Origin of the sequence: Rhizobium grahamii (assembly GCF_009498215.1) — a bacterium.
Lineage (GTDB): Bacteria > Pseudomonadota > Alphaproteobacteria > Rhizobiales > Rhizobiaceae > Rhizobium > Rhizobium grahamii_A.
The window spans coordinates 2,987,561-3,006,897 of the sequence record NZ_CP043498.1 but is presented as its reverse complement, the minus strand read 5'-3'; the positions used below and the strand labels follow the sequence as shown (position 1 = coordinate 3,006,897).

The following is a 19,337-nucleotide window of genomic DNA, read 5'->3' as shown; positions in this document are numbered from 1 at the left end:
AAGAGCAAGGACAGGAACTAACAAAAACCGTTCTGCTTCAATAATTGATAGGCCTGGATGACGGCGCGGAACCGTTCCTCCGAACCACGGTCGCCGCCATTGGCGTCGGGGTGGTGCTTCTTGACCAGTTCCTTGTACCGGCTCTTGATCTCCGAAGAGGTTGCGCTGGCCTCAAGGCCCATCGTGTCGAAAGCCTTGGCTTCCAGGGTCTTCAGTTTGCGCTGCTCCGGAAAACGCGGACCGTTGCTCTTGGTGCCGTTGACGAAGCCGAAGGGATCGCGGACGCGGTAGGAACCGGAGCGCATATCGGACTGCAACGGGCTGTCCTTGGCCGATTTGTTGACGCCGACCGTCCAGGTGGGGCGATGGCCGGTTATCGCTTCCTTCTGATAGCGCGCGATCTCGCCGTCGGAGAGGCCGGAGAAATAATTGTAGCCCTTGTTGTATTCCTTGACGTGCTCGAAGCAGAACAGAAAGAACTGCCCCTCGGCATTGCGTCCGACGGGAGCGCGATGCACGCCTTTCTTGTCACAGCCGTCCCACTGACAGGAAGGGGGAGCCTGTTCGGGTTCCTGCTCGCGTTTGCGGCGGGTGCGGATACGGTCGAAATATTTGGAATCGAGTCTCATGACGGCTCTAATTTTAGGCCTGCGAAGAGGCGACAACAAGAATTGACAAACCGGAATGTTGCTGGCTTCTTGGGAACCTTTTTCGCAAAGCAACGAGACCATGACCCTGCAGACCCGCATCGAAGAAAAGCTAACCGCCGCGTTCGCGCCAGAGCGCCTCAGCGTCATCAATGAAAGCCATCTTCACGCAGGTCATCAGCCTGACATAACGGGCACCGGCGAGACCCATATGCGGGTTCGCATCGTATCCGCCATGTTTGCCGGCATGCCGCGACTGGCAAGGCACCGCGCGATCACGGAGCTTTTGAAGCCAGAGCTGGATGCCGGATTGCATGCACTCGCGGTAGAGCCGGCAGCACCGGGCGAACAGGTGCGCTGGTAGCGGACGCTGCCCTTATATGGGTGGCCTGGCGACAGTTTCCAATGCGGCCAGGCTGGTCACGTTGTCAGCGGATCAGGAGGGCCGTCGCGTAGAGCCCGAAGCCGAAGACCGTGTGCGCCACCAGATTGAGGAAGCGGACTTTGTTCGGATTCGGCGTCTTTGACGCCGCCCAGCCGATGCCGAGACCGGGCTGCAGCAGAAACCAGCCGGCGCCGACGGTGACAATCGCCCAGATCCACGCCGGCAGGAAGGTCGGCTGCGCCAGCCAGCCGGGCCCGACGAGCAGCACAAGCAGGACGCCGTAGAGAATGCCGACGGCATAATGGCCGATCCAGCCGAGCGCGAGTTCGTGATCGTAGGGCGCGGCCGCGCCGATGTCGTCGTGAAAAACCTTGCCGTTCTTCAGGTGCCAGAACCAGCGGCCGACAGGTGCCCAGTTCGGCAGCGGCGTGCCGGTGGCTTTTGCATAGAGGATCGCCCAGATGTCCATAAGAACGGTTGCCCCGATGCCGACAACAACGGCCCGCAAGAAAATATCGAACATATCAAATCCATAATGGTGATGTCGCAGCGGACTCCTCTCCGTGGCGACAGTGGTAGGATGCCCGCCTCAGGTCGGGACGGCGTCGTTTTCTTCGACCGGCCTGATGCGCAGTTTGGTTATGCGGTTTTTTTCTCGCTTCATGACGATGAAGCGCTTTTCGTAGAATGTGAAAGCCTGCCGTTCTTCCGGGATGGTCATCGATTCGTGGATGACGAGGCCGGCGATCGTCGTCGCCTCTTCATCAGGCAGATGCCAGTCGAGTGCACGGTTGAGGTCACGGATCGGGACGTTGCCATCGACCACGATCGAACCATCCGCTTCCTGACGCACGCCCTGTATGTCGATGTCGTGCTCGTCGGCTATGTCGCCGACGATTTCCTCGAGGATGTCTTCCAGCGTCACGATGCCTTGCACCTCGCCGTATTCGTCGACAACGACGGCGAAATGCTGCTTGCGGCGCAGGAAGGCGTTCAGCTGCGCTTCGAGGTTGGTGCTGTCGGGCACGAACCAGGGTTTCTGCGCAATCTTGACGATATCGAGCTGTTCGGGTTCGGCATCGCGCTCGGCAAGGGCGCGCAGCAGATCCTTGGAATGGACCACACCGATGATGTTGTCGGTCGTGCCGCGCCAAAGCGGCATGCGCGTGAACGGGCTTTCGAGGATGGTGCGCACGACCACCTCGGGCGGATCGTCAGCGTTGATCGCCCGCATCGCCATGCGGTGGACCATGATGTCGGAGAGTTCGAGTTCGCCGAGATCGAGGACGCCGCCCAAGCGGTCTCGGTCGGCCTTCACGACCGATCCTTCGCGATGCAGCAGATCGACGGCGCCGCGCAGTTCTTCATGCGCGGAAAGCATCGACACCTCTCGCGAGAGATTGATGCCGAAGAGCGCCAGGATCCGACGGACGATCGCGTTGACGAATGACGATAGCGGGCCGACGACGGCGACGAACATCTTGACCGCAGGGGCCGTGGTCAGGGCAAATCGATCCGGCGTCGAAATCGCCCAGCTCTTCGGCAAGACTTCGGCAAAAATGACCAGGATAACCGTCATTGCGAGGGTCGCGAGCGCAACGCCCGAGTTGCCGAACAGACCAAGGAACAGGCTTGTCGCCAGCGACGAAGAGAGGATGTTGGCAAGGTTGTTGCCGATCAGCAGCGCGCCGATCAGCCGGTCGCGGCGCTCGATCAGCTGGCGCACGATCCCGGCGCGTTCGTCGCCATTGGCTTCGAGCGTATGGATACGGCTGCGGGAGACTGCCGTCAGCGCCGTTTCCGAACCGGAAAAGAACGCCGACATCAAGACGAGGGCCACGATGGAGACAATTTCCGGCCAGTATGCGGAAAGAAATGCCAGCGTGCCTTCGAGGGTCATTGCGGGTGTTTCTCCTTGAGGAAGCTCAGCACTTCCGAGGCGGGAACATCATTGGCGACGAAGGACTGTCCGATGCCGCGGGTGAGGATGAAGGTCAGTTTGCCGCCCTTCACCTTCTTGTCCTGGGCGATCGCATCCATCAAAACTTCGGCCGGCGGCAGCGCGCCCGGAATTTCCGACATGCGGGTCGGCAGGCCAACGGCCTTCAGGTGGGTTTCGACGCGGCGGGCGTCATCGGGGCTCGCAAGGTTCATGCGCGCCGAGAACTCATGCGCCAGAACCATGCCGATCGAGACGCCTTCGCCATGAACCAGGCGGGCGCTGTCGTAGGCGGTTGCCGCTTCAAGGGCATGGCCAAAGGTGTGGCCGAGATTGAGGAGGGCGCGCTGGCCGTTCTCGTGCTCGTCGGCGACGACGACATCCGACTTCGCCTGGCAGCTCGCGGCGATCGCCTCGATCCGTTCGGCGCCGCCGGCGAATACCGATTTCCAGTTGGCTTCCAGCCAGGCGAAGAAATCCGGCTTGTCGATCAGGCCATATTTGGCGACTTCGGCGTAACCCGCCCGGAATTCGCGCGCGCTCAGCGAATTCAGGACATCGGTATCCGCCAGCACGAGGTCGGGCTGGTGGAAGACGCCGATCAGGTTCTTGCCGTGGCGGCTGTTGATGCCCGTCTTGCCGCCGACCGAGGAGTCGACCTGCGACAGCAGAGAGGTCGGCACCTGCACGAAACGGACGCCACGCCTGACGATGCCGGCCGCAAAGCCGGAGAGGTCGCCGATAACGCCGCCGCCCAACGCGATGACATAGTCGTTGCGCTCGATCCGTGCTTCGAGGACCTTGTCGCAGACGGTCATCAGGTGTTCGAAGCTCTTGGTCTTTTCACCCGCCGGCAACACGAGGGTTGCAGACGCGATGCCTGCGGCTTCCAGACTCCGGACCAGCGCGTCGAGATAGAGCGGCGCCACGTTCTCATCGGTGATGATGGCTGCCTTGCGGCCCTTGAGGCGCGCTGCGATCTCGGCGCCGGCGCGGGCGATCAAGCCGGGGCCGATCAGAATGTCGTAGGCGCGCTCGCCAAGCGGGACATGAACCTTGCGTTCGGAGGCGGAGGCAATCGCATTCATCAGGCTGCACTTTCGGTTCGGGAGTCGATCACGGCCTTGAGGACCTCTTCGGCCATCAGTTCCTTGCGTACATCGCGTGAAAGCACAGTGAGGTCGGCGAGCTCGTAGATCGGATAACGCGCGTTCATAAGATTTTCGAGGGTCTGTTTAGGGTTTTCGGTCTTCAGCAACGGTCGCGTATCGCGCTTGTTGACCCGCTCCCAGAGAACGTCGAGCTCCGCCTTCAGCCAGATGGAGACGCCGCCCTTCTTGATGTGTTTGCGTGTCCGGTCGTTGATAAAGGCGCCGCCGCCTGTCGAGACGACGCGCGGGCCGTTCTTCAGCAGGCGCTTCATCACGCGGGTTTCGAGCGCACGGAATTCCTCTTCGCCATATGCCGCGAAGAGTTCGGTGATCGACATGCGCGAGACCTTCTCGATCTCGGCGTCGCTATCGACGAAGGGGATACCGAGCTGCTGGGCGACGATCCGACCGACGGAGGATTTTCCGGCGCCCATCAATCCGACCAGGATCAGGTTGCGAGAACCGAGCGCAGCACGAGCTCTGTCTTTCAAGCTTTCGGCAACGATCAGAACTGGGTCGCTCATTGGTCCATTCACACTTTGTTTGCGAACGGTATCGACAAATGCAGGTGTAGCGTCAAGTCGCGGGCAAGGGAAACGTGGTTCAAAAGCGTCTTCTTGCACTTGCAAACATGCTTCTTCATAAAGAAGCAGAGCCATGGAGTTGCTGAATGCCGAGTCTGTTCCGTTTTCTCGCCGTCTTGGCGATCATCGCTGGCGCGATATACGGAGCGATGTGGGCACTCGTTGTTTTCGTCGAACCGCAAGAGCGAGACGTGACGATCCGCATTCCTTCCGAGCGGATCAATCCTCCGGCGACCGGCGCCATCAACCCGTCCAAGAAGTGAGACGATGAAGGATCTCGGCTGGGTTCACGTCGAAGCCTTTCTGGAAATGATGAGCGCGGAGCGGGGTGCGGCGGCCAATACGCTCTCTTCCTACGAGCACGATCTCGATGATCTGCACAGCTTTTTGAACGGCAGGGGCGTGCGCCTGCTTGAGGCGGTATCGGCGGATCTTTCCGCCTATCTTGCGTCGCTTGCTGCGCAGGGTTTCAAGCCTTCGTCGCAGGCGCGGCGGCTGGCGGCGATGCGCCAGTTCTACAAGTTTCTCTATGCCGAAGGGTTGCGGACCGACGACCCGACCGGCGTTCTCGATGCGCCGAAAAAGGGGCGGGCACTGCCGAAGACGATGGGGGTCGACGAGGTCGGCCGATTGCTTGAGCAGGCGGAGACCGAGGCCCAGGATCCGGCGCCCGGCCAATTGCAGCGGCTCCGGATGCTGGCGCTTCTGGAACTCCTCTATGCGACCGGCATGCGCGTCAGCGAACTTGTAACGCTTCCGGTTCGTGTTCTCGACCAGGACGGGCGTTTCCTGATGATCCGCGGCAAGGGCAACAAGGAGCGGCTTGTGCCGCTGTCGCAATCGGCAATTGCGACGATGAAACTCTACGGGCGGATGCTCACAGCCGAAAATGCCGCCGCCAAGGTGCCGGGCGAGAGCCCTTGGCTGTTTCCAGCGGCTTCGAAAGAAGGCTATCTGCCGCGCCAGGTTTTCGCGCGTGACTTGAAAAACCTTGCGATCAGGGCAGGTCTCACCCCATCTATGATCTCGCCGCATGTGATGCGGCATGCATTTGCAAGCCATCTTCTCGCCAATGGCGCGGATCTTCGCGTCGTACAGGAACTGCTCGGACACTCGGACATTTCAACCACGCAAATTTATACGCATGTGTTGGAGGAACGGCTTCAACAACTGGTCCAAACGCACCACCCCCTTGCCAAACAGGCCAAAAAGCAGGAATAGGACCGGCAACAAAGGGTGAGCTTGCAAAAAGCCGCCCCGGCACAAGGAACGGAAACGCACCTCATGCACAACTATCTCGACTTCGAAAAGCCGATCTCCGACCTCGAAGGCAAGATCATCGAACTGAAGAAGCTCGCCACGGAAGACGAGAGCATCGACACGTCCGATGAAATCGGAAGGCTCGAAGTTCGCGTTCGCGAAGCGATGGTCGACATCTATTCGAAGCTCAACGCCTGGCAGAAGACGCAGGTTGCGCGCCATCCGCAGCGCCCGCATTTCGTCGACTATGCCAAGACGCTGTTTCAGGAATTCACGCCGCTCGCCGGCGATCGCAAGTTTTCCGAGGATGCCGCGATCCAGGCAGGACTTGCCCGCTTCCGCGGCCAGCCTGTCGCCGTTCTCGGCCAGGAAAAGGGCAACGACACGAAGAGCCGCTTGAAGCATAACTTCGGCAGCGCCCGTCCAGAAGGCTATCGAAAGGCGATCCGTGTTCTCGAGATGGCCGACCGCTTCGGTCTTCCCGTCATTACGCTGGTCGATACGGCAGGCGCCTATCCCGGCGTCGGCGCCGAAGAGCGCGGCCAGGCCGAAGCCATCGCCCGCTCGACGGAAATGTGCCTCTCGGTGAAGGTGCCGATCATCTCTGTCGTGATCGGCGAAGGCGGCTCCGGCGGCGCGATTGCTATCGCGACCGGCAACCGCGTCTACATGCTGGAGCATGCGATCTACAGCGTCATCTCGCCCGAAGGTGCGGCCTCGATCCTCTGGCGCGATTCCGCTCGCGCCAAGGAAGCGGCCACCAACATGAAGATTACCTCCGACGATCTGAAGTCGCTCGGCATCATCGACGGCATCATCAGCGAGCCGCTCGGCGGCGCCCACCGCGATCCGGACAGCGTGATTGCCGCTACCGGCGACGTGATCGCTAACGCTCTCGGCGAGCTTTCCAGCCGCTCGGGCGAGCAGCTTCGCAACGATCGGCGCCAGAAATTCCTCAATATGGGACGCAATCTCTAAGCGCCGAGCCTCCCGCTCCCGTGTATTGCGGCCAAACCTTGGCCACAATAATGTTATGAATAACATTCACTCTTGCGGGGGCGTGGGCGAACGTCATACGCATTAGGGGATTATAAACTATAACGCGCTTATGATTCGACGCGCACATGCGCGTGCATGTCTGCATACTGTTGATGGGCTGGTTTGAATGCGCATTCGTCATTTTGCATCTATTTCCCTGATGGCTCTGGCACTCGCCGGCTGCAATGACGCATTGGAATCGACCACCCAGATCGACCTGTCGAAGGTCAAGAACAAGGTCGAAGAGCCGCTGCCCTCTCGCATTCTTTCGGAGATGGCGGCCAAGAACATGGACCGCAATTCGCCGATCATGATCCGCATCTTCAAGGAAGAAGGCGCGCTGGAGATCTGGAAGGCGAAGACGGACAATCGCTTCGACAAGATCGCGGACTACAAGATCTGCGCCTGGTCCGGACGTCTCGGACCGAAGGTAAAGCAGGGCGACCGGCAAGCGCCGGAGGGTTTCTATAACCTGAGCCGCGCCAACCTGAACCCCAATTCCAAATACTACCTGGCAATCAATACCGGTTTCCCGAACCGCTACGACGCGGTGAACGGCCGGACCGGCACGGACCTGATGATCCACGGCGCCTGCTCGTCGTCGGGCTGCTATTCGATGACGGACGAGCAGGTCTTGCAGATCTATGCTTTCGCGCGCGACGCCTTCAAGGGCGGGCAGACGAGCGTTCAGCTTCAGGCATTTCCGTTCCGCATGACCGCGGAAAACATGGTGAAGCATCGCCTGAACCAGAATATCGAATTCTGGAACATGCTGAAGGTCGGCTACGACAACTTCGAAGTCACCAAGCGTCCGCCGGATGTGAACGTCTGCGAGAAGAAATATGTCTTCAATCAGCAGACGGCTGATGGCGGCGGCTTCAATCCCGCCGGCAAGTGCCCGGCGATGTCGACGCCTCCCGCCTTGACGGCTGCGCTTGCATCCTACGGCAAGACCTATGATCTCGCCTATTCGAAGGCGTTGAAGGAATTCGACGGCATGGCTTGGTATGATCCGAGTGAAGCCGAGCGAAAGGCCGTTGTTGCCAAGCAGCGCAAGGGTCACGACCTCGCCTACGCGCCGACCGGTACCTCGCTCGAGGCCGGCCGCATGGTCAAGGTTGCCGAGCTTGAAGACATGATGGCCAACAAGACGGCGACGACGCTTGCTGCCAACGCGGCTCCGGCCTCCACGCCGGCGGCATCGGCTGCCGTAGCCGCAACTGCAACCGATGTCGCGCTTGTCAATCCGGCTACGGTTCCCGTACCGACGCCGAACCCGCTGGCACCGCAGAGCCAGTTGGCAACAGCCTTTGCACCGGTCGAGCAACCCGAGTCGATCGAGGTCGCCTCGAAGAAGCCATTCTGGAAGTTCTGGTCGAAGGACTGATGGCGTCGGCCATTTCCTATGATCTGCGCGGGCTGAAGTGCCCGCTGCCGGTTCTCAGAACCAGGCGCAAGCTATCGTCGCTGCCATCAGGCGCGCTGGTTCGCGTCGAAACCACCGATCCGCTGGCGGGGATCGATATTCCGCATTTCTGCAATGAAGACGGGCATGCGCTGCTCGAAACCGAAAAGACCGAAACCGGTCATCGGTTCCTGATCCAGAAGCGGTAGCGTCAGATCCGCAGGCCCGGAATGGCGAGCGGGTTGTCGTTGAGGGCCGCCCGGTCCGGGGTGTCGATCCGCGGCTTGCCGAGGAACGCATCAAACAGGTTTTTGACGAAGCTCTCCGGCAGATCCTTGGTGATCAGCACCATGCGTGTACGCCGATCGTTCGGGTCTGGCCATGCGGGGAGCCGGGTCGGCGTGTGGAAAATGTTCTGCACGCCGTGCAATACAAGAGGCCGCTCCGGCCTGTCCGACACAGCAACAATCGCCTTCATCCGCAGAAGCTTCTCGCCATGCGCCGAGCGAAGAAGATCGATGAACATGTCGAGCGCCATCGGGTCGATCGGCTTGTCCTCGACGATCGAGAACGAGCGGATCGAGCCGTCGTGACGGTTGACGTCGTGCGGATCCTGTCCGTCATGACCATGCTGGTGGCCATGGCCGTGATGATGGTGGTGATGATGATCGTGACCGTGGTCATGCGCATGACCGTGATGCTCGTCGTGGGCATCTTCGTCCCGCAGCCATCGGCCGACATCGGCGATCTTGGTCTCGGGGTCATAGAGCCCGTTGACGAGGGTGGCGGCCGTGCCGGTGGCCGGCTCGTCGGCATCCATCATCGCAGCGCGTGGGTTGAGTGCGCGGAGCCGCGCCTCCAGTCCGGCGAGATGCTGCGACTCTGCCATCGCCCTCTTCGAAATCACCAACCGATCGGCGACAGCTGCCTGCTTGACCGCTTCTTCGTGATTGTCGAGCGTCTGCGCACCATTCACCGCATCGACGACGGTAACGATACCGTCGAGTTCGAAATTCTGGGCAATGATGGGGTTGCCCATGATCGCCTGCATGACAGGTGCCGGGTCGGCGAGGCCTGTCGTTTCGATCACGACCCTGCGGACCGGCTTTACGCGGCCGGTCTGAACGGCGTCCATGAGGTTGGCGAGCGTATCCACCAGTTCGCCGCGCACGGTGCAGCACAGGCAGCCATCCGACAGTTCGATGATCGCATCGCCCGAGCTTTCGACGAGCAGGTGGTCGATGCCGACATCACCGAACTCGTTGATGATCACGGCGGCGTCCTTCATCGCCGGATCCTTGAGGATACGATTGAGCAAGGTCGACTTGCCGGCGCCGAGGAAGCCGGTGAGGATGGTGACCGGAACACGGCCCGAAGAAACGCTCATGTCAGTTTGACCTTAGAATGAGGTCGGGCGCGGCAGGGGCACCGGTATGTTGCCGATCGCCCCGCCAGTATCGGCGGTTGCCAGCTTGTCAGGCTGCGGCTCGTTCTGCCCGGGGATGAGGCCGGCGAAGGAAAAATTCGGCTCGTGGTCCATTTCCTGGATGTAGGGGAATGGATCTTCATGCGGCCGACTTCGTCGCGCGTCTCGCTTCGAACCTTGGCGCCCTTGGCGCTGCAGATGTCGGCCGTGATGTCGGTAACCTGGTCCTGGCCGGGTCCGTAAGGCTTCAGGGAACCCAGGGTGTCGCTGCCTGGAAACTGCGTCGTGAAGCCCTTCTGCAAGAGATCGGCGGAGGCGTCGGCGCGCGCTGCCAGGCTATCGGTGCCAAGGACGACCGACACCAGCGTACGGCCGCTGCGGGTCGCGGAACCGATCTGGTTGAAGCCGGATGCGCAGATGAACCCGGTCTTCATGCCATCGGCGCCGGCAAAGCGGCCGATCAGCAGATTAATGCTCGGCACGTTCTTGGTGCCTGTGGTGATGCCTTCCAGCGAGAAATAGCCAGCATATTGAGGAAACTCGCGGCGCAGGGCGACGGACAGGATCGCGAGATCGCGGGCGGTCGTATACTGGCCCTTGCCGGGCAGGCCGTTCGGATTGACGAAATGCGAATCCGACATGCCGAGCTTTGCCGCTTCGGCATTCATCTTGACGACGAAGGCTTCCTGCGTGCCGCCGACCGCTTCGGCAACGGCAACGGCGATGTCGTTGGCCGACTTGACCATCAGGATCTTGAGGGCGCTATCGAGCGTCAGCTTCTGGCCGGGCTTGAAATACATCTTGGCCGGCGGCTGGGCTGCGGCGCGCTTGCTCATCACGACAGGCGTATCGAGGCTGATCTGGCCGGAGCGCACGGCATCGAACACCGTGTAGACGGTCATCAGCTTGGTCAGCGATGCCGGATACCACTTGCGGAAGGCTTCCTCGTGCTCAAGCACGCGGCCCGACTGCACATCCACAAGGATATGCGGGTTTGCGTAGGCCTGGGAGGAGGCTGAAAAAGCAATGGCGGCTGCTGAAGCTGCGATTGAAAGCGGCCGCAAGGCGGCAAGCAAACGATTCTGGCGCGTCGACACGGTTCGTCCTTAAGATGTCCTGATGTCTCGAAAGTTTCCCCTATTTAACGTATATGGCCATGACAAGGCAAAGGCCATTGACTAACTTATTTCCGCGGCATCGTGTCTCCGACGCCGTCCTCTTCGATTTGCAGCAGGGAAAACGCGAATGCCGATTTTGAACAGAGCCGCCGAACTTCAGGGCGAAGTGACCGAATGGCGCCGGCACATCCACGAGCGGCCGGAGCTTCTCTTTGCTGTGGAAAACACCGCCGCCTTCGTTGCCGAGAAGCTGAAGGAATTCGGTGTGGACGAGATCGTCACCGGGATCGGACGCACCGGCGTGGTCGGCCTGATCAGGGGCAAGGGCGAGGGAGCGCGCACGATCGGCCTGCGTGCCGATATGGATGCGCTGCCGCTCACCGAGATCACCGGCAAGCCCTGGGCTTCGAAGACGGCGGGCAAGATGCATGCCTGTGGTCATGACGGGCACACCGCCATGCTGCTTGGTGCTGCCAAATATCTGGCGGAAACGCGCAATTTCAACGGCAATGTCGCGGTCATCTTCCAGCCTGCCGAAGAAGGCGGCGGCGGCGGCAACCTGATGGTTCAGGACGGCATGATGGAGCGCTTCGGCATCCAGGAAGTCTATGGCATGCACAACCTGCCGGGTCTTCCGGTCGGCCAGTTTGCCATCCGCAAGGGCGCCATCATGGCGGCGACCGATGAGTTCACCATCACCATCAAGGGGCGCGGCGGCCACGCAGCCCAGCCGCACGGCACGATCGATCCGATCGCCATCGGCGCGCAGGTCGTCGGCAATCTCCAGATGATCGCGTCGCGCAACGTCGATCCGCTGCGCTCGGTGGTCGTTTCGGTCACGAAGTTCAATGCCGGCTTTGCTCACAACGTCATCCCGAACGACGCGACGATCGCTGGCACCGTGCGCACGCTCGACGATGGGGTTCGAACGCTTGCGGAAACCCGCCTGAAGCAGATCGTCAACAGTCTCGTCGCAGCGCATGGAGCCGAGGCGGAGATCGTCTTCCACCGCAACTATCCGGTGACCTCCAACCATGCGGCGGAAACCGGGCACGCGATCCAGATCGCGACCGACATCGCCGGGGCTGCGAACGTCAATCCTGATATCGATCCGATGATGGGAGGCGAGGATTTCTCCTACATGCTGAACGCCCGCCCGGGCGCCTTCATCTTCATCGGTAACGGCGATACCGCGGGCCTGCATAACCCGGCCTACGATTTCAACGACGAAGCGATCAGCCACGGCATTTCCTATTGGGTTCGCCTGGCGGAGCAGCGCCTCGGCGCCTGATATTGCTTTGCATCAAGACTGCAAAAAGGCTTGGCTTCTGGCCAAGCCTTTTGTATGCATGACGCCTAAGTGGTCCCGTAGCTCAGCAGGATAGAGTACCGGCCATGCCGACATCATAAGCCATTGATTCAATTGGTGTTTTTGTCGGTGCGCATACCGATCACTTTAAAGCCGTCTTTGACGCCTCATGACGTCAGTCCAGTGATCCACAATCGTCACACTCGTCGATAACGAACCCAGTCTTACATAGAAATTCCGGCTACGCGCGAATGAGGACAGCGATACGATTGTGCCCTTCAGGCGGAATGGGGATGGATCGTTGGCGCGAGTGGGGCAAGAAGTCAGGGTTGGTAGTCCGACGTCGATTGTTTTCTGAGAAGGCTAGGTTCCGAAACCTACCGCCGGCCGCTTCCGCCGACGGCGGACACCAAGGCAGCAGGCCACAGACTCTCTTGACTATATCAATATATCCACTATTCTGGATGTATGGAATCAAAACAAGCAATCTCGGCGTTGGCTGCTCTAGCCCAGGCGACAAGGCTCGAAACCTTCCGTCTCCTTGTGAAGTCCGAGCCGGATGGCATTCCGGCTGGGGAACTGGCCCGAATGATGGATGTCCCGCAAAACACGATGTCCGCTCACTTGGCGACGCTGTCACGTGCCGGCATCGTCAAAAGCGAGCGGCAAAGCCGCTCTATTATATATCGAGCTGACCTCGATGGCTTTCGCGCCCTGACGCTATTCTTGCTAAAGGACTGTTGTGGCGGAAACGCCGAGCTGTGCGCTCCCTTGATTGCCGATCTAACGCCATGTTGCTCTTCGGAGGTCGGGACGTGCGTGAACTGACGCTCGCCTCCATATCGCCTGATGAGGAGTTGAAGGCGGCGCTAGCCTCTGCTGGACTGCCCATAGACGACGTCGATGACCCGGGGCGATCCTACTTCCGGCTCGTTGACGACCAAAGCCAGCTCCTTGGCTATTCAGGTATAGAGGAGGCCTCGGACGGTGCCGCTCTGCTGCGATCCATAGTGATCGTGCCGGCCTTCAGATCACACGGGTATGGGCGGCATCTCACGGAAATGACGCTGGACCGAATACCAGCGGCATCCGAGGTCTATCTCGCGACCACGAGCGCCTCATTGTTTTTCGAGCGCATCGGCTTCCAAGTTGTCGAACGAAATCATGTGCCGCAGGCAATTCTTTCCACCCGCCAGTTGTCGGGAATCTGTCCCGCGTCAGCGACGATCATGAAACTCAACAGGCCTCCGACCTAACCACGGAACACGACCATGACCGAAAAAAACTACAACGTGCTCTTCCTGTGCACGGGCAATTCCGCACGCTCTATTCTCGCCGAATCCATCCTCAACAAAGAGGGCGTCGGACGGTTCAAGGCATACTCTGCCGGCAGCCAGCCCAAGGGCGAAATCAACCCGCACGCGATCAAGGAACTGGAAGCGCTGGGCTATCCCTCGACTGGATTCGCGTCCAAGAGCTGGGACGTGTTCGCCAAACCGGACGCACCGGAGATGGACTTCATATTCACGGTCTGCGACAGCGCTGCGGGCGAAGCATGCCCCGTCTGGATCGGCCATCCGATGACCGCGCATTGGGGGTCGAAGACCCGGCCGCCGTCGTCGGGACTGAGGTCGAAATCCAGCGCGCGTTCGCGCAAGCCGCCCGCTTCCTCAAGAACCGCATCTCCGCCTTCATCAATCTCCCACTCGCCTCCATCGACCGTCTGGCGCTCCAGCAGCATATACGCCAGATAGGATCGCTCGAAGGCGCGTCGGTCAAATCCGCAAGGGCCGAATGATGTCCACGTTCGAGCGATACCTGACCGTCTGGGTCTTCCTCTGCATCGTTGTCGGTATCGCGCTCGGGCACGTCATGCCCGGCGTCTTCCATGCCATCGGTTCCGCAGAAGTCGCCAAGGTGAACATCCCCGTCGCGGTGCTGATCTGGCTGATGGTCATCCCGATGCTTTTGAAGATCGACTTCGGCTCGCTGTCGAAGGTTGGAAAATACTGGCGCGGGATCGGGGTCACCCTGTTCATCAACTGGGCTGTCAAGCCTTTCTCGATGGCACTTCTCGGCTGGCTGTTCGTCGGCTGGCTCTTCCGTCCGATGCTGCCTGCAGACCAGATCGATTCCTACATCGCGGGCCTGATCATCCTGGCGGCCGCGCCCTGCACGGCGATGGTCTTCGTGTGGTCGAACCTGACCAAGGGCGAGCCGCACTTCACCCTGTCGCAAGTGGCGCTGAACGACGCCATCATGATCGTCGCCTTCGCCCCGATCGTGGCGATGCTGCTGGGTCTGTCGGCGATCACCGTTCCGTGGGATACCCTGACGATATCCGTCGTGCTCTATATCCTGATCCCGGTCGCCATTTCACAGATCGTCCGCAGGCTGCTCATCGCAGACGGCTCGATGCGCTCGCTCGATGCCCTGCTCGCACGGCTGCAGCCGCTGTCACTCATCGCGCTCCTGGCGACCCTGATCCTTCTCTTTGGCTTCCAGGGCGAGCAGATCATTGCGCAGCCGACCATCATCGGACTGCTGGCGGTGCCGATTTTGATCCAGGTCTACTTCAACTCCGGGCTGGCGTACCTGCTGAACCGCATGTCGGGTGAACAGCACTGCGTCGCCGGGCCGTCGGCCCTGATTGGGGCCAGCAACTTCTTCGAACTCGCCGTCGCCGCCGCCATCAGCTTGTTCGGCTTCCAGTCCGGCGCGGCGCTGGCGACCGTCGTCGGCGTCCTCATCGAGGTCCCGGTCATGCTTTCCGTCGTCTGGATCGTGAACCGCACCAAGGGCTGGTACGAAGCCTCGCCCGCCGTCTCCAAAAACATCGCAACCGAAAGGCCGTGACCATGGACGTCACCATCTATCACAATCCCGAATGCGGGACTTCGCGGAACACTCTGGAGATGATCCGCAACGCGGGCATCGAGCCGAACGTCATCGAATACCTCAAGACGCCGCCCTCGCGCGCCGGGCTGACGACGATGATCGCCGACGCCGGTCTGACAGTCCGGCAGGCCATTCGCGAGAAGGGAACGCCTTATGCGGAACTCGGTCTCGACAATCCTGCGCTCACCGACGACCAGTTGATCGATGCGATGCTGAAGGACCCGATCCTGATCAACCGTCCCTTTGTTGTCTCGCCGCTCGGCACCCGCCTGAGCCGGCCTTCCGAAGTCGTGCTCGACATCTTGCCTGCCACCCACAAGGGTGCGTTCACCAAGGAAGACGGAGAGAAGGTCCTCGACGAGAAAGGAAAGCGCATTGTCTGATACATTTCCTGCTCTCGAAGAGCGACACCTAAGCCAGCCTGACCTCGACGCTCTTCGTCCAGTGTTCTCTACGCACAAGCCGCGCATCCTGATCCTTTACGGGTCGATCCGCGAGGTCTCGTACAGCCGGCTGCTCGCCCAAGAGTCCCGCCGCCTCTTGGAGCGCATGGGTTGCGAAGTTCGTATTTTCGACCCCCAGGGACTGCCTTTGCCCGACGACGCGCCGGTCAGCCATCCCAAAGTCCAGGAACTACGCGAGCTTTCGGAATGGTCCGAGGGCCAGGTCTGGGTGAGCCCCGAGCGCCATGGCGCAATGACGGGCGTCATGAAGTCGCAGATCGACTGGATTCCGCTCGCCGTAGGCTCCGTGCGACCGACACAGGGTAAGACGCTTGCGGTAATGCAGGTGTCGGGTGGCTCGCAGTCGTTCAATGCCATCGGCCAGCTCCGCATCCTCGGCCGCTGGATGCGGATGATCACCATCCCCAACCAATCGTCGGTCGCCAAGGCCTTCCAGGAGTTCGATGCCGACGGACGGATGAAACCGTCGTCCTACTACGACCGTGTCGTCGACGTATGCGAGGAGCTGGTGAAGTTCACGCTGCTCACGCGCGACGCCTCGTCATACCTGACCGACCGCTACAGCGAGCGGAAGGAAGACGCGGCCAAGCTCGAACAGCGAGTGCAGTTGAAGTCGATCTGACGGCTACTTGTGTCGGCAGACCTTGATGGCGGACAGAAGCAGGATTACGGCGAGCGCGGGCAGAAGCACCGCGTTCGGCACAATGCCCAGCAGTCGGCCGCCGATAAAAGTGCCGACGATCGATCCCGCGGCCATGACAAGCAGGAAAGCCTTGTTGCGGCCAAGAACTGAAAAGCTCTGATCTCGGCTGTATCGGGTAAAGCCGACCAGCATCGTCGGCAGGCTTACGGCCAGCGAAAGCGACCCTGCCAGCTTGATATCACATCCGAACAGGAGGACGAGCGTAGGGATTAGCAGTTCGCCTCCCGCCACACCGAGCAACGAGGCTACGATGCCAATCACGAAGCCTGCGACAACGCCTGCCGCGAGCTGCGCGCTGCCCGTCAGTAGGGGCTGTCCTGCAGCGGCGTCGTGGCCGATGATCAGGACAATCGCGATCGCGATCAAGAGTGCCGCGATCACCTTGTAGAGCGTCTCCGACTTGAGGCGTGTCGCCCATCCCGCCCCGAACCATGCGCCTGCCAAGCTTCCGGCCAACAGGTTGACCACGATCTGCCAATGAGACCCGATCTCGCTGAAAGGTACAGTCGCCGCCCGAAACGGCAAAGCCGAAGCGACGACCACCAGGCTCATCGCCTTGTTCAGGATGACCGCCTCAAGGGCTGCGAAATTGAAGATGCCGATCAGAAGTGGAAGTCTGAATTCCGCGCCGCCCAATCCGATAAGACCTCCCAACGCGCCGATTACGGCCCCGCCGGTGAAAGCCGCAGGCTTGCTGCGGGATTGCGGAGTATCGGGCTGGGCATCCAATGTGGTTGTGTTTCCTCAGATATCGCGATGGGAACCCTTATGCTGGCAAGGGAGACCGCGTGCAAGTGAGGCTCGTTATTCGGCGGCCAACACGTGGATTCGACCTGCTGACATCGCGACACTGGCGAAGGCGGCCATGCCGACCATACCGAGCACCGCCGTCGCGAACAGCGATATGGCGATGCCGAACTGTTCCATGGCCAAGGCGAAGACGAAGGGCGCGGCGGCCCCCAATGCAAGCCTCGCCGCCGCCATCTTGCCCGTGACCGCACCGTAGCCGTCGCTGCCGAACAGATAGAGCGGCAGGCTACCCTGAGCGATCGAATTGATCCCCGAACCTAAGCCAAGACAGATCGCGAATGCGACGGCTCCGGGTAGCCAACTGCCGCTCAGGCCGAGGATCACGATGCCGATGACCATGAGCGCCGCCGAAATCACCGCAAGAATGGGTGGCGACAGGCGCGTGCCGAAGATCATGTTGATCAGGCGGCTCAGGACCTGGGCCGGTCCGAACAGCGAGCCGATGACGACCGCCGCTGTTCCGAGACCGAGACTGCCGAGCATCGGAACCATGTGCGCGAGGATCGATGCCAGAGTGAACCCGAGGATCGCGAAGGCGGCCGATACGACGATCATCGCGCCGCGTCGTCCTTCCGGCGGGATCGCGCCGATTACTTGCTCTCGTTCGCGGACGGCTCCGTTGGCGCTTGCCGCCTTTCCCTTTCGCATCATCCAGAAATGCAGTGGCATGCAGACGATCAGATTGAGGGCCGCGAACACTAGGTAGATTTCGCGCCACGACAGGTATCCCATCAGAGCGGCAGAGATCGGCCAAAAGATCGTGGAGGCAAAGCCGCCGATAAGCGTCAGGTATATGATGCTTCGGGAGGCAGTCTTGGGATCGCTCTCGACCAGGGCAGTGAAGGCAGCCTGGTACTGGACCATCCCCGAAGATATCTCGACCAGAACGATGGCGAGCGCGAAGACAGCGACAGACGGTGACCAGGCGCATAGTGCGAGTGTCAGTGCCGATAATAGCGAGCCGACTGTCAGAATGGTCGCCGCACCGATCCTGTCCATTTGCTTCCCGATTATCGGGGCGGAGAGCCCGCCAACGAACAGCGAGACCGAGAAGACGCCGAAGACCCGCTCGAGTGTGACCCCAAGGTCCTTCGCCATGCCGGGCGCGAGGATCGAGAAGGAATAATAGAGCGTCCCGTAGCCGATGACCTGGGTCAGGCCGAGGGCGGAGATCGTCGCAAGCGAAATCGCGTTCCTGCCGTCACGCATGCTGGTTAGCTTCCGACGTTTCGGTGGAGCAGCAATCGCCCTCACCTTCCGGAAACCCAAGCACCCGTGGATGTCCGGAGCAGCAGTCGTGCATCAGGAATTTTACCAATCCTGAGAGCGCGTCGTAGTCGGCGCGGTAGAGGATCGAACGGGACTCCCGCCTCTGGGCGATCAGGCCCGAACGCTCCAGTTCCTTTAGATGGAAGGAAATGTTCGAGGGCGAGACGCCCATCTTGTCGGCGATGGCACCGGCCGCCATGCCTTCGGGTCCGGCGACGACCAGAGTGCGAACGACACTTAGTCGCGTTTCCTGTGAGAGTGCCGCGAAAGACATCAGGGCTTGACGCTCATCCATATTTCAATATTCCTTGAAGCATTGAATCAGAGGAGTATCGGATATGAACTCGATCATCAAGACCGATTTGGCGGATTCGGACATCACCCTCGGAGACCTTCTGTCGTGTATCGCCAGGAGTCCTGATCTTCCGCTCATCTTCACTTACGTAGGCCGCGAAATCAAAGGCGGATATCACGTCACCGAAGTGAAGGCCGGCCAGTTCTCGGCGCTCGACTGCGGCGCGAACCCAGAAGCCTGGTCCGAAATTTTTGTGCAGCTCTGGGATATCGACGAGGACGGCCGATCTCACATGCCAGGCGGAAAGTTCGCCGCGATCATACGCAAGGTATCCGAACACGTCGGCCTCGACGGCTCGGCGAAACTGACGTTCGAAGTAAGCGACGGCGTGGGGCCCATACAGCTCTTCCGTGCGAGTAGCCCAGCGCGAGTCGACAATTCGCTGATTGTTGCATTGGCCCCCCGTCCTTCGAGTTGCAAGCCGCGTGATAAGTGGTTGGCAGAGCAGTCCCCAGCCGCCTCCTGTTGCCGACCGTCCACCGCCGCGGCGTGTTGCGCATAGAGGTGAGAGGCCACCGCATCGAGTGTCGGCTTCGGGCTGGCCGATAGCTGACGTCGAAGCTCGGTTGTGGAACG

General features: G+C 60.7%; 22 protein-coding genes and 2 pseudogenes. 14 read left to right on the top strand and 10 right to left on the bottom strand.

Going from position 1 to position 19,337, the window contains the following annotated elements; all coding sequences use genetic code 11:
- Window positions 1-17: 17 nt before the first annotated feature.
- Window positions 18-629, bottom strand: coding sequence for a J domain-containing protein (locus FZ934_RS14485; RefSeq protein WP_153271640.1), 612 nt, complete (start codon window positions 627-629; stop codon window positions 18-20).
- 100 nt (window positions 630-729) lie between these two features.
- On the opposite strand from FZ934_RS14485, the gene FZ934_RS14480 reads away from it, so the two are divergent.
- Window positions 730-1,011 (top strand): BolA family protein, encoded by a 282-nt coding sequence (locus FZ934_RS14480; protein WP_153271639.1) that lies wholly within the window; start codon window positions 730-732, stop codon window positions 1,009-1,011.
- Between the two features lie 64 nt (window positions 1,012-1,075).
- Here the strand turns inward: FZ934_RS14480 and FZ934_RS14475 are convergent, their stop codons facing one another.
- The 4 genes from FZ934_RS14475 to FZ934_RS14460 all read right to left on the bottom strand — a co-directional run bounded on the left by FZ934_RS14475 (window position 1,076) and on the right by FZ934_RS14460 (window position 4,646).
- Window positions 1,076-1,555: a DUF2938 domain-containing protein gene (locus tag FZ934_RS14475; RefSeq protein ID WP_153271638.1), complete on the bottom strand. Its 480-nt coding sequence runs from the start codon at window positions 1,553-1,555 to the stop codon at window positions 1,076-1,078.
- A 66-nt stretch (window positions 1,556-1,621) separates the two neighbouring features.
- The gene (locus FZ934_RS14470) at window positions 1,622-2,932 is read right to left on the bottom strand and encodes an HlyC/CorC family transporter (RefSeq protein WP_153271637.1); all 1,311 of its coding nucleotides are present in this window, start codon (window positions 2,930-2,932) and stop codon (window positions 1,622-1,624) included.
- Window positions 2,929-4,059 (bottom strand): 3-dehydroquinate synthase, encoded by a 1,131-nt coding sequence (gene aroB, locus FZ934_RS14465; RefSeq protein ID WP_153271636.1) that lies wholly within the window; start codon window positions 4,057-4,059, stop codon window positions 2,929-2,931. Before aroB ends, FZ934_RS14470 begins: the two co-directional genes overlap by 4 nt.
- Entirely contained in the window at window positions 4,059-4,646 is a 588-nt protein-coding gene (locus FZ934_RS14460; RefSeq protein WP_113361913.1) for a shikimate kinase, read from the bottom strand. Before FZ934_RS14460 ends, aroB begins: the two co-directional genes overlap by 1 nt.
- 146 nt (window positions 4,647-4,792) lie before the next feature.
- On the opposite strand from FZ934_RS14460, the gene FZ934_RS27840 reads away from it, so the two are divergent.
- The 5 genes from FZ934_RS27840 (at window position 4,793) to FZ934_RS14440 (ending at window position 8,618) form a co-directional block, all read left to right on the top strand.
- On the top strand, window positions 4,793-4,969 hold the full coding sequence (locus tag FZ934_RS27840) for a hypothetical protein (protein WP_194273722.1): 177 nt from the start codon (window positions 4,793-4,795) through the stop codon (window positions 4,967-4,969).
- 4 nt (window positions 4,970-4,973) lie between these two features.
- Entirely contained in the window at window positions 4,974-5,927 is a 954-nt protein-coding gene (gene xerD, locus FZ934_RS14455; RefSeq protein ID WP_153271635.1) for a site-specific tyrosine recombinase XerD, read from the top strand.
- Window positions 5,928-5,990: 63 nt separating this feature from the next.
- Entirely contained in the window at window positions 5,991-6,944 is a 954-nt protein-coding gene (locus FZ934_RS14450; RefSeq protein ID WP_113361911.1) for an acetyl-CoA carboxylase carboxyltransferase subunit alpha, read from the top strand.
- 187 nt (window positions 6,945-7,131) lie between these two features.
- Entirely contained in the window at window positions 7,132-8,391 is a 1,260-nt protein-coding gene (locus FZ934_RS14445) for a L,D-transpeptidase family protein (RefSeq protein ID WP_153271634.1), read from the top strand.
- Window positions 8,391-8,618 carry a sulfurtransferase TusA family protein gene (locus tag FZ934_RS14440; protein ID WP_113361909.1) on the top strand — a complete coding sequence of 76 codons (228 nt, stop codon included), beginning with the start codon at window positions 8,391-8,393 and terminating at the stop codon, window positions 8,616-8,618. The genes FZ934_RS14445 and FZ934_RS14440 overlap by 1 nt, the downstream gene beginning before the upstream one ends.
- Before the next feature lie 2 nt (window positions 8,619-8,620).
- Here FZ934_RS14440 and FZ934_RS14435 read toward each other — a convergent pair whose 3' ends face one another.
- Window positions 8,621-9,796 (bottom strand): CobW family GTP-binding protein, encoded by a 1,176-nt coding sequence (locus tag FZ934_RS14435; RefSeq protein WP_153271633.1) that lies wholly within the window; start codon window positions 9,794-9,796, stop codon window positions 8,621-8,623.
- Between the two features lie 12 nt (window positions 9,797-9,808).
- Window positions 9,809-10,932, bottom strand: a pseudogene (locus tag FZ934_RS14430) (D-alanyl-D-alanine carboxypeptidase family protein).
- A gap of 148 nt (window positions 10,933-11,080) precedes the next feature.
- Here FZ934_RS14430 and FZ934_RS14425 point away from each other — a divergent pair.
- The 7 genes and pseudogenes from FZ934_RS14425 (at window position 11,081) to arsH (ending at window position 16,246) form a co-directional block, all read left to right on the top strand.
- Entirely contained in the window at window positions 11,081-12,244 is a 1,164-nt protein-coding gene (locus FZ934_RS14425; RefSeq protein ID WP_153271632.1) for a M20 aminoacylase family protein, read from the top strand.
- A 486-nt stretch (window positions 12,245-12,730) separates the two neighbouring features.
- Window positions 12,731-13,090, top strand: a complete 360-nt coding sequence (locus tag FZ934_RS14420) for an ArsR/SmtB family transcription factor (protein ID WP_153271631.1) — start codon at window positions 12,731-12,733, stop codon at window positions 13,088-13,090.
- A complete protein-coding gene (gene arsN2, locus FZ934_RS14415; RefSeq protein ID WP_153271630.1) occupies window positions 13,078-13,518 on the top strand; it encodes an arsenic resistance N-acetyltransferase ArsN2 in 441 nt (146 codons plus the stop codon). Before FZ934_RS14420 ends, arsN2 begins: the two co-directional genes overlap by 13 nt.
- Before the next feature lie 15 nt (window positions 13,519-13,533).
- Window positions 13,534-14,060, top strand: a pseudogene (locus FZ934_RS14410) (arsenate reductase ArsC).
- Entirely contained in the window at window positions 14,060-15,118 is a 1,059-nt protein-coding gene (gene arsB / locus FZ934_RS14405; protein ID WP_153272461.1) for an ACR3 family arsenite efflux transporter, read from the top strand. Before FZ934_RS14410 ends, arsB begins: the two are co-directional and overlap by 1 nt.
- A gap of 2 nt (window positions 15,119-15,120) precedes the next feature.
- A complete protein-coding gene (gene arsC / locus FZ934_RS14400; protein WP_153271629.1) occupies window positions 15,121-15,543 on the top strand; it encodes an arsenate reductase (glutaredoxin) in 423 nt (140 codons plus the stop codon).
- Window positions 15,536-16,246, top strand: coding sequence for an arsenical resistance protein ArsH (gene arsH, locus FZ934_RS14395; protein ID WP_153271628.1), 711 nt, complete (start codon window positions 15,536-15,538; stop codon window positions 16,244-16,246). The genes arsC and arsH overlap by 8 nt, the downstream gene beginning before the upstream one ends.
- A gap of 3 nt (window positions 16,247-16,249) precedes the next feature.
- Here arsH and FZ934_RS14390 read toward each other — a convergent pair whose 3' ends face one another.
- The 3 genes from FZ934_RS14390 to FZ934_RS14380 form a co-directional block, all read right to left on the bottom strand.
- The gene (locus tag FZ934_RS14390; protein ID WP_153271627.1) at window positions 16,250-17,056 is read right to left on the bottom strand and encodes a sulfite exporter TauE/SafE family protein; all 807 of its coding nucleotides are present in this window, start codon (window positions 17,054-17,056) and stop codon (window positions 16,250-16,252) included.
- 75 nt (window positions 17,057-17,131) lie between these two features.
- Entirely contained in the window at window positions 17,132-18,346 is a 1,215-nt protein-coding gene (gene arsK / locus FZ934_RS14385) for an arsenite efflux MFS transporter ArsK (RefSeq protein WP_153271626.1), read from the bottom strand.
- Window positions 18,339-18,701 (bottom strand): ArsR/SmtB family transcription factor, encoded by a 363-nt coding sequence (locus tag FZ934_RS14380; protein WP_153271625.1) that lies wholly within the window; start codon window positions 18,699-18,701, stop codon window positions 18,339-18,341. Before FZ934_RS14380 ends, arsK begins: the two co-directional genes overlap by 8 nt.
- 43 nt (window positions 18,702-18,744) lie before the next feature.
- Here FZ934_RS14380 and FZ934_RS14375 point away from each other — a divergent pair, with 43 nt between their 5' ends.
- A complete protein-coding gene (locus FZ934_RS14375) occupies window positions 18,745-19,263 on the top strand; it encodes a DUF6428 family protein (protein ID WP_153271624.1) in 519 nt (172 codons plus the stop codon).
- Window positions 19,264-19,337: the final 74 nt, after the last annotated feature.

Coding starts and splice junctions, on each gene's coding strand:
- FZ934_RS14435 (WP_153271633.1), bottom strand. CDS start 9,796: ATGAGCGTTTCTTCGGGCCGTGTTCCGGTCACCATCCTCACCGGCTTC.
- aroB (WP_153271636.1), bottom strand. CDS start 4,059: ATGAATGCGATTGCCTCCGCCTCCGAACGCAAGGTTCATGTCCCGCTT.
- FZ934_RS14485 (WP_153271640.1), bottom strand. CDS start 629: ATGAGACTCGATTCCAAATATTTCGACCGTATCCGCACCCGCCGCAAA.
- FZ934_RS14480 (WP_153271639.1), top strand. CDS start 730: ATGACCCTGCAGACCCGCATCGAAGAAAAGCTAACCGCCGCGTTCGCG.
- FZ934_RS14420 (WP_153271631.1), top strand. CDS start 12,731: ATGGAATCAAAACAAGCAATCTCGGCGTTGGCTGCTCTAGCCCAGGCG.
- arsB (WP_153272461.1), top strand. CDS start 14,060: ATGTCCACGTTCGAGCGATACCTGACCGTCTGGGTCTTCCTCTGCATC.
- FZ934_RS14425 (WP_153271632.1), top strand. CDS start 11,081: ATGCCGATTTTGAACAGAGCCGCCGAACTTCAGGGCGAAGTGACCGAA.
- FZ934_RS14470 (WP_153271637.1), bottom strand. CDS start 2,932: ATGACCCTCGAAGGCACGCTGGCATTTCTTTCCGCATACTGGCCGGAA.
- FZ934_RS14440 (WP_113361909.1), top strand. CDS start 8,391: ATGGCGTCGGCCATTTCCTATGATCTGCGCGGGCTGAAGTGCCCGCTG.
- arsC (WP_153271629.1), top strand. CDS start 15,121: ATGGACGTCACCATCTATCACAATCCCGAATGCGGGACTTCGCGGAAC.
- arsK (WP_153271626.1), bottom strand. CDS start 18,346: ATGCGTGACGGCAGGAACGCGATTTCGCTTGCGACGATCTCCGCCCTC.
- FZ934_RS14380 (WP_153271625.1), bottom strand. CDS start 18,701: ATGGATGAGCGTCAAGCCCTGATGTCTTTCGCGGCACTCTCACAGGAA.
- FZ934_RS14475 (WP_153271638.1), bottom strand. CDS start 1,555: ATGTTCGATATTTTCTTGCGGGCCGTTGTTGTCGGCATCGGGGCAACC.
- FZ934_RS14375 (WP_153271624.1), top strand. CDS start 18,745: ATGAACTCGATCATCAAGACCGATTTGGCGGATTCGGACATCACCCTC.
- xerD (WP_153271635.1), top strand. CDS start 4,974: ATGAAGGATCTCGGCTGGGTTCACGTCGAAGCCTTTCTGGAAATGATG.
- FZ934_RS14450 (WP_113361911.1), top strand. CDS start 5,991: ATGCACAACTATCTCGACTTCGAAAAGCCGATCTCCGACCTCGAAGGC.
- FZ934_RS27840 (WP_194273722.1), top strand. CDS start 4,793: ATGCCGAGTCTGTTCCGTTTTCTCGCCGTCTTGGCGATCATCGCTGGC.
- FZ934_RS14460 (WP_113361913.1), bottom strand. CDS start 4,646: ATGAGCGACCCAGTTCTGATCGTTGCCGAAAGCTTGAAAGACAGAGCT.
- FZ934_RS14445 (WP_153271634.1), top strand. CDS start 7,132: ATGCGCATTCGTCATTTTGCATCTATTTCCCTGATGGCTCTGGCACTC.